Origin of the sequence: Caballeronia sp. LjRoot31 (assembly GCF_964253885.1) — a bacterium.
GTDB lineage: Bacteria > Pseudomonadota > Gammaproteobacteria > Burkholderiales > Burkholderiaceae > Caballeronia.
Genome location: NZ_CAXURX020000002.1, coordinates 300,505 through 312,167, shown reverse-complemented (window position 1 = coordinate 312,167; position 11,663 = coordinate 300,505). Strand labels below are relative to the sequence as shown.

10 protein-coding genes and 1 pseudogene are annotated in these 11,663 nt (G+C 54.9%); 6 read left to right on the top strand and 5 right to left on the bottom strand.

What is annotated here, in order from left to right; genetic code table 11:
- Positions 1–348: 348 nt before the first annotated feature.
- Positions 349–1,041 carry a hypothetical protein gene (locus tag ACSQ8V_RS19735; protein WP_436206853.1) on the top strand — a complete coding sequence of 231 codons (693 nt, stop codon included), beginning with the start codon at positions 349–351 and terminating at the stop codon, positions 1,039–1,041.
- A complete protein-coding gene (locus ACSQ8V_RS19730; protein WP_436207964.1) occupies positions 950–1,321 on the top strand; it encodes a BON domain-containing protein in 372 nt (123 codons plus the stop codon). The genes ACSQ8V_RS19735 and ACSQ8V_RS19730 overlap by 92 nt, the downstream gene beginning before the upstream one ends.
- 457 nt (positions 1,322–1,778) lie before the next feature.
- Here ACSQ8V_RS19730 and ACSQ8V_RS19725 read toward each other — a convergent pair whose 3' ends face one another.
- The 3 genes and pseudogenes from ACSQ8V_RS19725 to ACSQ8V_RS19715 all read right to left on the bottom strand — a co-directional run bounded on the left by ACSQ8V_RS19725 (position 1,779) and on the right by ACSQ8V_RS19715 (position 4,652).
- Entirely contained in the window at positions 1,779–3,065 is a 1,287-nt protein-coding gene (locus tag ACSQ8V_RS19725) for a hypothetical protein (protein ID WP_436206852.1), read from the bottom strand.
- A gap of 364 nt (positions 3,066–3,429) precedes the next feature.
- A pseudogene (locus ACSQ8V_RS19720) lies at positions 3,430–3,614 on the bottom strand (amidohydrolase family protein); the annotation flags it as partial.
- 123 nt (positions 3,615–3,737) lie between these two features.
- Positions 3,738–4,652, bottom strand: a complete 915-nt coding sequence (locus ACSQ8V_RS19715; protein ID WP_436206851.1) for a LysR substrate-binding domain-containing protein — start codon at positions 4,650–4,652, stop codon at positions 3,738–3,740.
- 99 nt (positions 4,653–4,751) lie between these two features.
- On the opposite strand from ACSQ8V_RS19715, the gene glaH reads away from it, so the two are divergent.
- From glaH to ACSQ8V_RS19695, 4 genes are all read left to right on the top strand, one after another.
- Entirely contained in the window at positions 4,752–5,672 is a 921-nt protein-coding gene (gene glaH, locus ACSQ8V_RS19710; RefSeq protein WP_436206850.1) for a glutarate dioxygenase GlaH, read from the top strand.
- A gap of 77 nt (positions 5,673–5,749) precedes the next feature.
- On the top strand, positions 5,750–6,472 hold the full coding sequence (locus ACSQ8V_RS19705) for an FAD-dependent oxidoreductase (RefSeq protein WP_436207963.1): 723 nt from the start codon (positions 5,750–5,752) through the stop codon (positions 6,470–6,472).
- Positions 6,379–6,921, top strand: coding sequence for a hypothetical protein (locus tag ACSQ8V_RS19700; protein ID WP_436206849.1), 543 nt, complete (start codon positions 6,379–6,381; stop codon positions 6,919–6,921). Before ACSQ8V_RS19705 ends, ACSQ8V_RS19700 begins: the two co-directional genes overlap by 94 nt.
- 1,359 nt (positions 6,922–8,280) lie before the next feature.
- Entirely contained in the window at positions 8,281–8,616 is a 336-nt protein-coding gene (locus ACSQ8V_RS19695; protein ID WP_436206848.1) for a hypothetical protein, read from the top strand.
- Between the two features lie 829 nt (positions 8,617–9,445).
- Here ACSQ8V_RS19695 and lhgO read toward each other — a convergent pair.
- Together lhgO and ACSQ8V_RS19685 are read right to left on the bottom strand one after the other, a co-directional pair.
- Positions 9,446–10,666, bottom strand: a complete 1,221-nt coding sequence (gene lhgO, locus ACSQ8V_RS19690; protein WP_436206847.1) for an L-2-hydroxyglutarate oxidase — start codon at positions 10,664–10,666, stop codon at positions 9,446–9,448.
- A gap of 188 nt (positions 10,667–10,854) precedes the next feature.
- Positions 10,855–11,637 carry an SDR family NAD(P)-dependent oxidoreductase gene (locus tag ACSQ8V_RS19685; protein WP_436206846.1) on the bottom strand — a complete coding sequence of 261 codons (783 nt, stop codon included), beginning with the start codon at positions 11,635–11,637 and terminating at the stop codon, positions 10,855–10,857.
- Between the last annotated feature and the right edge of the window lie 26 nt (positions 11,638–11,663).

The window sequence follows — 11,663 nt, the reverse complement described above, 5'->3', positions numbered from 1 at the left end:
GGGCTGTCGCAGGCATGAGCTTGCATATTGTGGCCACGACGCGGCGCGCGCAATGACTGCCCCCGTTGGGGCTCAGAGTCCCCACGGCAGCCCGCTGTCCCGGAAGGTAGATCCACCCTCGCTCATCCCTAAATGTGGGCGCCAGAAACCATCAAAAATTCAGCTGAGCACGCAGATGTAGTCTATTGTGGATTTGTCGTTCAGCTCCCAACAAGTCGCGACGCGCAATGTACATTGCGCAAGATTCATGTTTCTGCATCGGGCCGATGTGCCAGTGAGCTTCTGTTCGCAACGTGAGAAGCATTTCGATTCGCGCACCGGGCACTCATGTTATTGAGGATATTTGAAATGACCGATCCCCTTGGCGATAGCGGCGCGGCCAATCCAAAATTAAAACGCTGGAGTGTGGCATATCAGAAGGACATATTTGCTCTGGCGCAATCTTTCTTTACGATCGCAGCGATTATTGCCGGCGGTTGGTGGTTCTGGTTTCAAGGCCAACCCTTCACCAAAGCGAACACCACCCTGACCGTAGAGGACCGACGGCTGCCTGGCACCGACTGGACGCTTATTGCAATTACGGTGAAGGTCGAGAACGTCGGCTTGCGAACAATCCGGCTTACGCAGGGGGACTTCCGCGTGGGCGCGGTGGTCCCCGTGCCTGACCCAATATCCAAGGCCTTACCCGCCGTGGCCGTTGCGGGCTCGGCACCGCATTGGAAAAACGTTATCCTGCCGCAGATAGACGACAAGGCGGAGAATCTTCCGGTCTTTCTGAACGCTGGCGAGACAGAGCACGTGCTGGCTGAAATTCTTGTCCCTGCTTCGTGGAAGACGGTACGAATTTACGCAAGGGTGTCCTCGTCAATAAGGGACAATTATTGGAGCATGACAGCCCTTCACGATATACAGCCCCTTAGCGTTGGAGCAAAGCATGACATCACACAAAATGTATCATCGCGTATGCATCGCAACATTTCTGGTTTGCTTGGGCATCAACCCTGCGTTCAGCCAGCATGTACCGGAGGCAAGCGGGAGTGAAGTCGCTCAACACCCGGCCGACGCATCTGACAGCTCGAACGTGGCATCAGGGAAAGCGACAAATGCGGCAAACAGAGCGCTAGGTCGAAAAGTACGACAGGCGCTCGCAAAATCCCAAGGCGTGAACGTAAGCAATGTTGTGGTTCGGGCGCGTGGTGGCGCCGTCACGTTGACCGGAAGCGTACCTGACAGCACTCAAATCGATAAGGCAAACGAGGCCGCAAAAGGTGTTGCGGGAGTCAAGTCAGTTGAGAACAAATTGACGATCATGCAGCAGTGAGTGGGACCCATCGTTGAAATGCACCACTCCACTTCGTAAGTCCGCCTCCTATCCCGCAGTAGACGCTCTCGGGCGGAAGGGACGAAGGCTCCGCAGCAGCGGCTAGCGTCTGTTCGGACCAGTAAGCTCGGCGCTGTGCTTGGCGGGCGCTCACCCTTCGAAATTTACGAAAGAAGCGGATTGACTCAGCTTCGATTTTGCCTTCCCCGTCGAAGCCGCACGCTACCGGCCAGAAGCGGACATCCCATAAAAGGACAAAGTCGTCCGTTGCCGAATCAACAGCGGTCGCTCTTTGGTCGTTGACCCAACCAACTCGGTCTTGCGCTGCCACTCGGCGCTATAGCCGAATACGAGATTTTCGTGCGGCGTTCCGTCCAACATAAAGTCGAGTTTCACCGCGCGCCGAACGATTTAGACACGCAATAACTTGACGAAAGTCGCTATCGATTCTTCTTGGCTAATCACCACTCTCATCGATTTGATCGCTTTGCTCCCTTATATCAAACTCGCCCCAGTCTGGAATGTTCCCTCGCCGAATCAGCGCCGTAGTTAGCCGCACGCACAGGTTCAACGCCATATCAACAATGTCTGTGATAGCAAGGCGCTCACCAAGGATAGTTTCCGTGGCATCCGCTTCGACGACACCGGTGTGCACCATTTTGCTACGGATCGTATATGCCTTATTTACGATAGCGGCATTCCGTCGTCGTTCTTCGAGATTACCCCCAATAATACGAACCGTACGCACCTTCACTTTATGCGTCATCTCATTGTTGGTCTTGTCTCCGACGAGCATCTCCAGCGCCGTCGCCAGCTCAACAGCTTGATCACCAGCATTTCTTCTGCGCTGAGCTTGGTTGATCCGATCAATGGCTACACGAAGGTGAGTTCTGAGATGCCCGGGTAACCGAAGGAACGTCTGCACAAGCTCTTGCGCTGCAGCTGCAGCTGCATCCAACACGGGATATTCTCTAAATTGCGCGGGCACGATTTCAGCTATCGGCGACATACGCCCGGCCCATATCTCCAAGTCAGGATCGTCGAACGTGAACCAAGTGGTCAGGCCGAGGGACACCCGCGGACCAATCAACGTCAAAACAGTCGCGATTTCTTTTAGGAGCTCGTGCGCTTGTGTAGAGCTCGAGTCATCTTGAGGACCTTGATCCGGATCGTAGGTCAGCGGCGAAATGATCCGTTTCATCATCAAAGCTGAACTCGGACCGCTCATGTCGATTGCCGATGCTATCAGTCCGTTATCTCGATGGCCTCGATGAGCAAGTAGCTGCTTCATCTCGCTTTCAGGAATGGCTTCGAACGGAACGATACTTGTGTTTTCGGTCAGCTCGACCGGCTCGTCGACTGGGACACCCCAAAGAACGAGAATGAGCGCCCCTGTGGCCTCCGCCGTCGAAAGGACCTTTTGAAGCCACTCTATCGCGGCGTCCGTCGACCCTAGCATTGCCAAGCGCTGGATTAGATGTTGCGGCACGAACGCCGGATAAAACCCGGAAGCGCCCCCCATCCCCTGGCGAATCATGCGAACTGGCGCCCCAGGAAACCTCGTATCCCGAATCACGGCATCTGCCACGCCCCGCGCGAGGGCATGGACGAAATTAGATGCTCCTAGCCACACATTTAAATCGGGACTTCGGAGCGCTTCAGTCAGCGTTATCTCGACGTTCGGTAGCCGCGTTTGATCTATCTGGTTTATTGCGGCAGCGAGTACGCGATCCAGATCTTGCATTTGCGGCTGGCACTGCCGATGTATTCATATAATTGCCTATCGATTTACTGGTCGAATCCGTGTGTGTCCGCAATGGCGTTCGAAGTTGAATCTTGCCATCCTTTGCGATGCAACAACATCCCAGTCAGCGCTCTGGACAATCGGGAAACGTTTCCTGCCTAGATTTCGGCCGAAAACGGACATTTTTGATGAAGGTTCTAAATGGCTGCTTCGGGTCGGGAGTTCGCTGATGCAGGAAGCTGCCGTCCGGCTGCTCGATGCCGCCACCGTCAGCAATCCACCCGCGCGACAAGGCGAGTCCTCACGGTGGCTAACGCGTCACGTGAAAGAGTGGCTCGCGCTGTGCTTAAGTGTTTTACGACGGTCATGTCAGCCCATAGACCCTCGACACTGTGTTCCGGAAAATGCAGCTCTCTCACCACCACTGGCTTCAGACGTCAAACGCTTGAAAGCGTTCCGGCCATTGCCGAACGAATATGAGCCCTTGTCTACAGGAAAGTTGCTCTCAAGCATGCAGCAATTTGCACCGAAGGCTTCAATGCACGTCATTTTCTACTGCCGCGAACGTCTACGTGTATTCAAGCAGCACCGGCCTCGTCGCCTCCCTCGCATTTTGCAGGCAACTTCTTGCGTCGAAATGAAGCGCGTTAGAGAACAGAACTCCGCGGCCAGTTATTCACGCCCTGTCAATTCTCTCTCGCCAACCTGCGAAAGAGCAGACTCGACGAATCGTCGAACAGAGGGGGCGCTCTCGCGCTGTCGGTAAGCAAGCGCGAGTTCGACTTGCTCGTCGTAACCTGCTATAGAACGGAACGCAACGTCATCGGGTGCCAGCGACCTCATTGACTGCGGGACCAAAACCACTCCGTAGCCAGCAGCCGTCATGCAGAGTGCCGTGAGGAAATCGGCAACACGGTGCCGTGGCACTGCGTCAAACCCTCCGCAACGTCCTAGGCTTGACAGATTTTCAGCTAGGCCCTCACTCTCACTGAACTGCGGAACGATGAACGCTTCGTCAGCCAGGTCATGCGCACGGACGATCGAAGCTTTGGCGAGCAAGTGGTTGGTCGCGACAGCAACTACAAGCTGTTCACGCATGACGACTTTCGCTACGACTCCTTCCGGATATCGCGAACGGGACCGCAGTAGTCCGACATCCAGTCGACCATCACGCAGACGTTCGAGTTGCCGCGGAGTTTCCATCGCCGCTATATGCATTTCGACCTGCGGATTCTTGCTGTGGAAGGCCTTAAGCACAGCCGGAAGGACGCCCGTTGAAACCGCTGAGCCGACATAGCCCAACGAGATGTTGCCTACGTCGCCGTTAGCAGCCAGTCTGCCTACAGCTTCGGCGTGCTCCAATTGGCGCAATGCCAGTCTAGCCTCGGTGAGAAAAATCTTGCCCGCGTCAGTCAAAGTCACTGCCGTGCGCTTATTGCGGTTAAGAAGTCTCACACCGAGGTGAGACTCAAGCTTTTTTATTTGTTCGCTTAACACGGATTGGGCGATGTTCAACCGGTCTGCGGTCCTTGCAAAATGCAGATCCTGCGCAAGCGAGACAAACACTCTCAGGTGGCGACTGTCCATTTAATCGACTTTTCAGATTAAAAAATTCGGTTCGTCCAGTTTATCCGAACTCGGAATTGCCGTGAAATGTTGATACAAATCACCACATGGAAATCGAACATGAACGCACCCGCCGAACTGGACCTTGCCCAGCAGACGTTTTCAATCGCATCGCATCCCCAGCACCACCGGTTGCGAAAAATCGAACTCAGCGAGGATGCGCTCGCCCGCTTCTTCGAAACGGTGAAGCACATAGACGTTCAGAACCTCCAGTACGTACCTTTCATGCGCCACGTCCTCGCCTATGAACTGGACCGCGCGCTCGGGAGCTCTTTCGGCGTGACTGTCTCTCAGATCGCGCGCGACCGCTTGAGCGGCGGGTTCACGGTTGGAGTGCAGCGCGTCACCTCCGACAGCGATGACTACGTCAAGTTCGGCACTGCCGTCGCTCACCTGCTGGGAACGAGCAACCACGACGCGATGTCTGGCACCTACTATGCCCGTTTTTTCGTGAAGGATACCGACGCTAGTGATTCGTATCTCCGTCAGGCCTATCGGCTTTTCACCCTGCATACGGACGGCACCTACGTTGAGGAAGAGACGCACTGGCTGCTGATGATGAAGTTCGAGGAAAAGAACGCTATAGGAGGCGAGTCTCGCCTGATGCACCTTGACGACTGGAAGGAACGCGACGATTTTGCACTTGATCCGATGGGTGCACTGCCGATTGTGTACAAGGCGCCTGGCTCGAAGAATGTCTCTGTACCAGTCGAGCGACCGCTCTTCTTCCACTCGGAGTTCGGGCTCGCGATGTCGTTCATCGACCAATTCGCTCACCCGCGCAACATCACTGAAGCGCGTTTTCTGCATGCGATGTCCGATTCGATGGAAAGATCGCCCGCAACGAAGGAAATTACATTACCGGCTGGCGAACTGGTCGTCGCAAACAACTATTTCTGGTTGCACGGTCGCGCTCCTTTCAAGAGGCATCCTGGACTGCATCGCGAACTGATGCGTCAACGCGGTACTTTCTCAAGATGAGTACCGTGCTCTCTCTTCGCGACGCGGACGCGGATGTTCTAGTCATTGGCGGTGGAATTATTGGAGTGTCCACGGCGATGCAACTTACCGACCGATACCCTGGGATGAAGGTCGTTGTGCTGGAGAAAGAAGATTCGCTGGCAGCGCATCAGTCAGGGCACAACAGCGGCGTGATACACGCCGGAGTGTATTACGCTCCCGGCACTCTCAAAGCCGACTTCTGTCTCCGTGGTGCCGCCGCAACGTATGAGTTCGCCCGTCGCCATAACATTCGCTATGAGCAATGCGGCAAACTTATCGTCGCAACCGACGATCTTGAGGTCAGACGCCTGAAAGATCTATTCGAGCGGTGTACGAAAAATCAACTGCAACCCGAATGGCTGGATCAGCACGAGTTGACCAGCGAAGAACCACGGATTAATGGCAAAGCCGCTATTCGCGTTGAAGCTAGCGGAATTGCGGATTATCCAGCCATAACGCGGACCATGGCACGCATAGCGCAGCAGAATGGCGCATCCATCATGCTGGGACAACGGGTCATCCGGATGAGTGAAGACAACGACGGCGTCACGGTCACGACGGAACGCGGAAAGCTTCGCTCAAAGCACTCCATTGTCTGTGCAGGTTTGATGGCAGACAAGCTGGCACGTATGTGCCAGCTAGACATCGGTTTTCGCATCGGCCGTTCCGTGGCGAGTATTTCCGGTTGCCGCACTCAAAGAGTTCCATTGTTCGGCATCTTATTTATCCCGTGCCAGACCCATCGCTTCCGTTTCTCGGTGTCCATCTCACGCGGATGATCGGCGGGTACGTGACCGTTGGGCCAAATGCGGTTCTCGCGATGGCACGGGAAGGCTATCGGTGGGGTAACGTCAATCTCAGTGACTTGGTGGAGATGGCATCCTTCGGCGGATTCTGGAAAATGCTCAAAACGTATGGCCCGTCCGGACTATCCACAGTGCGCAACTCGCTCTGGAAGAAGGGATACCTTCAGCTCTGCCAAAAGTATTGCCCTGAGTTGCAGCTTTCCGACCTTGAACCATACCCAGCAGGTGTTCGCGCACAGGCGGTGTCGGGCGATGGTTCGCTGATTCACGACTTCCTTATTCAGCCATCGAAGCGCAGTCTTCATGTTTGCAACGCCCCGTCCCCCGCAGCGACCTCCGCTCTGCCGATTGGAGAATATCTCGTCGACGCATTTGCCAGGGAATTCGGGTTAGCTCCTGGCATTGCCGCGACAGCCGCATGAGGCAGGCGGAATTGTTTCCTAAAAGAGAAACTACACGAAACGACTTCATCTTGGACGCGACTTTCACACAATTTGTCGATCCGGTGTCGCCTGACCCTCGTCCGCGGGCGCCCCGTCTCACAGTCGCCCTGATAGGTCATCACGGCACTGCATGACCGCTCTGCGGCCCATGCTGCGGTTTGTCGCAGCATTTGAAGCAATAGTTGCGTGCAAGCATCCGGGTCGGAATTTTCATTGCTCAAACCGCCCGAAGCGTCGGCAAGAAGAGAATCGTTTGTTCGACGGTGCGGGAACAATGATTCGTCATGTTGCCTGCAACCTCCTAGCGCAATACTTCGCGAAGACCAGCACCGCTGGGCGGGCACTCAGCTTCATCGACAACGGCTGCGAAGGCACTTGTCGGTGACCCGCGCCGTGATTGCTGGCGGCGATTCCTTGGAGGAACAACGAGGGGTCATGCGGAATGTTAAGTCTGGTTGCAAAGATACCCCTCCTCCCGCCGAACTTGATCCCACCAGCCTCGCGGCTACGCTCACTCAGAACCTAACTCCGCATTCCCTTTTTTCGAATTTCTGTGTGCAGCAAGCCGCCGTCGCAATAGCTTTCGCTCCTCGTGTCTTCTTATTTAATAGTTAACGAACGCAAATGAACTGCGCACGATCTATGCCAATTGGCGAGTGCCGCCTCTGCTCTGGGTCAGGAGCTTGTAACAGTTGCGATTGCGACACCTTTGGCACACTGCCCTATCGCACACGGGATGAAGGCGATACTTCATCTGAGATTGTCCGAAGTAAGGCTCAGCCGATCGACATAGACCCGGCTCTGACGACGAAGCTAGCGGTACAAGCGACTTTAAAAAGTGGAGGCATTGGGCGCGTAGGGGCGCCTTGAATGCGCCGCCCACCCGTTTATAAGTCTGAGTGGGACGCAATGAGTCTGAACCCCGATCCGAACGTCCACCATCTCCCGCGTCTACACAGTAGTACAGTGCGCACTCCCGCCAATCAAGGCGTTTGCGAGCGAATAGGCCATCCGCTCATGCGCTTTGTCGGACTGTTGCCGGCGTACGCCTGAACGAACAACTGACGGTTGCTTGCCATTGCCGACGAAAACGACCATCCGGAATGATAAATCCGACTCCTAAGTGACTAAACTCGAGATATACGGCTAAGTGATCGACGTGCCTTCGGTGGATACTTAGGTCACGGGCATAGCGGTCATGTGCGGCGACTGTGGCGTTGATGGTGCCCACTCCGACTGTCGCCCAAGTCGGGTAGCCGTCAAGAAGAGTCAGTCCTTCATGACAACAAGTATCTAAGTCAGATCATCAAAATTCGCCATCTATATATGGAGACAATCATGGCAGGAGTCGGCACAGAGAAAGTGTTTGAAAACGACAAGGTAATCGTCTGGAATTTCACGCTTGAGCCGGGCGACTATACCGAGATGCACACCCATGAGCGCCCCTACATGTGGTACGCCATCAATGGAGCGCCGCTGCAGATTTTCGACGAAGGCGGAAATGACCTGGGAATCTTCGACGTTCCCACAGGCGCCATCTACTCGTTGAAGCTGGATAACGGCTACCTCGAGATTCTGTCAGAAATCGGCAAAGGAGCTCGTGTGCCGGCAACTCATCGCGCACGAAACGTCGGCTCTGCGCCCTACCGGGAAGTCCTCGTCGAATACAAGTAAAACATCTGCATCCCCCCACGACTCCAGCCTGTTCGGTCTAAAGCCTTCTGCACCATGTAGCGGAATGGGCAGCGCTAAGCAACTAACGTCGTGGGGGTACGAAATGATGCACAACAGTTACCATCGCAAACGCCTTCCTTCGCAATTGTCACAGCGGCTCCGAATGCGCCGGGCAAGCCGACCGCAGATCATTGGTGACGCCTGCTTCTCGCCATGCGGCAAGTTCGACACGGCCCGGCGAATAAACAAGGACGCGCAACGATCGGCGCCGGTGGCGTGATGCGCAACTAGCCGGGATACGATTGATTCTTGTATCTCCCATATAACAGCCCAGACATTCAAAGCGATCAAAGTCGCGAAGCCGATGAAGTTCGTTCGCACGCGGAACGAAGAGGGATTGTTGATGTTTGTCGCAGGGGTCTATCTCATCGAAATTTCGCATCTGATGAATGGGAAAGGGATGCAGGTGGATTCTCGGCTTCCGATGACCGCCCACACGAGATCATGTAAGGGGAGCGAATCGACGACGCCTTCGACCGAGTAGCCCTTCGGAATTCCTTCTATACAGGGGCCGAGTATTTGCTCGAAAGTGTGTTGCTGGCGAACGAGGTCGTGGGCGTCCGGTACGTACAGAAGGTTGCCGCATTTCCCCCAGAAGTGATGCCGAGGCGCTTGCGGCTCCCGGCTGCGATACGGTTCCGATGGGAACCGTTCAAATCAATACTCGAACGCGACGACGAGATTGCGCGCTGGAGTTGCTGCATCCGGCTTCAGCATGAGGGCGAGCTAGGCTCGCTCAAAAAAAGAAAGATGTAAAATTTTACAACTCCTAGCACACCTGCTCGATGCTGCGAAGCGAGAACGCTTGTGCAGCAAGTTTTACAATGTGGCGAGCAATTGGAATACTGGCCGTCGCAGCCGGCGACGGAGCGTTACACACATGGATCGTTCTGGCCGTTTGGCGAATGAGGAAATCATGCAGGAGTGTCCCATCGCGCAACACAACCTGAGCCCGAATTCCTGGCGGATGCGGCAACAGGTCGTCGACGGCAAGCTCTGGGCAATACTTCTGACAAAGGCGGAGATATCGCTTACGGCTAAGCGAAGCCCAATACTCCGTAATGCCTGAACGCAAGTTACTGCGAGCGACCTTCCAGAAACCTCCGTAGCTAAGGGTGTCCAGCAGATCACGGGGGTTCGGCATGGCTGTCCCATACGTTTCCCGTCCAAGACTCAGAATCGCGTTTGGTCCAACTGTGACAAAGCCGCCAATCATGCGGGTCAGGTGAACGCCTAAAAATGGAAGTGAAGGGTCAGGAATTGGGTAGATCAGGTGCTTGACAACATGATTGTGCCGATCTGCCAGCCTGTAGTACTGCCCGCGGAACGGCACAACCCGGAAGTCGTCTCCGATACCGCAAAGACGTGCGAGTCGATCGGCCATTAGCCCGCCACACATGACTGCGTGCTGCGCAATGAAATCGCCCTTTGTCGTCACTACAGTAACGCTATTGCGGTCCTCGTAGACATCCGTCACCTGGGTTGAAAGCTGGATTTTTCCGCCCAAGCGCTCGAACTGCGAGGCCATCGCCGCAGCCACCCTGGCGTAGTCGACGATACCTGTGGTACGCACAAAGATTGCACCTTCGCCAACAATGTGGGGCTCGCGCCGCCTCAATTCTTTAGCATCAAGACGCTCGAGATCGAGCCCGTTTTCGATGCCACGCCGGAAGAGCGCCACCATTCGCGCGACCTCTTCTTGATTCGTCGCAACGAGCAACTTGCCGCATTGTTCAAGCGGGATGTCATTTTCCTGGCAAAACGCCTTCGTTGCGTCGACGCCTTCGCGACAGAACTGGGCTTTGAGACTTCCCGGCTGATAATAGACGCCAGCGTGCACAACGCCGCTGTTATGTCCGGTCTGATGGCTGCCAATTGATAGCTCTTTTTCAAGAATCGTTATGGACAGGTCTGGATGTTTTTTTATCAGCTCCAAGCCGGTCGCGACTCCGACAATGCCTCCACCGATAATCAGGATATCTTGGCTCACTGCAATCTCGATATAACAAAAATTAGGACTGCGACTCTACCGCCTCCTTTCAATCTGCTGGATTGAGTGAAGACGTCAGCGAACGAACCGCTTGGTGATTCTTCGCGCAGGACCCGCTTTAAAACGCACTCGCCTCAACGACAGCGGTGCCACCCTTCAAAAAAATTCGCTCAAGTGCGATGGAGAAGTCAGACTGCGGTGAATCCACCATCCACCGTCATCTCCGATCCGGTGATAAATGAGGCCGCGTCAGACAACAGAAATGCCAAGGCTTCCGACACCTCTGAAGCCTCGCCTAAGCGGGCGAGGATTGTTGTGCCGAGCAGCATTTTGAGCTTTTCGGGATCCGCCTCGTATGCGGCTGTCATTGGAGTCCTGATCGTTCCGGGATGAAGAGAATTGACGCGAATGTGATACTTGGCATAGTCAACGGCAAGCGCTTTACTGAACAAACGCACAGCGCCTTTAGTTGCACAGTACGCACTCATTCCTTGCATATTGGCAACCAACCCGGATATCGACGAGATGTTCACTATGGAGGCGTTTTTTGCCTTTAGCATACCAGGCAGCACCGCCTTGCAGCCAAGAAAAGTCCCTTTAACGTTAATATCAAATACTGTATCCCAGTCATCCTCGCCGAGTTCCTCGGCCGGCTTACGAATCAGCACCCCAGCGTTGTTCACGAGGCCATCAATCCGACCGTACGCCTGCGTGACCTTTGCCACAACTGACACCCATTGTGCCTCCTTGACCACGTCAAGGGAATGAAACACAGCACGCCCCCCGCTTCGTACAATGTCCTGTGCGACATCTTCTCCCTTTGGGTCGACGTCAGCAACAACTACGATTGACCCTTTAGCCGCGAGCAGTTTTGCGTGCGCCTCGCCCATCCCCTTCGCTCCGCCCGTTACCAATATCACTTTTTCAGAAAGCACGGCAAACCCTCTCTTTTTTGAAATTTCATCGAACACTGGCGCACAGATGCGCGCGCGTTACA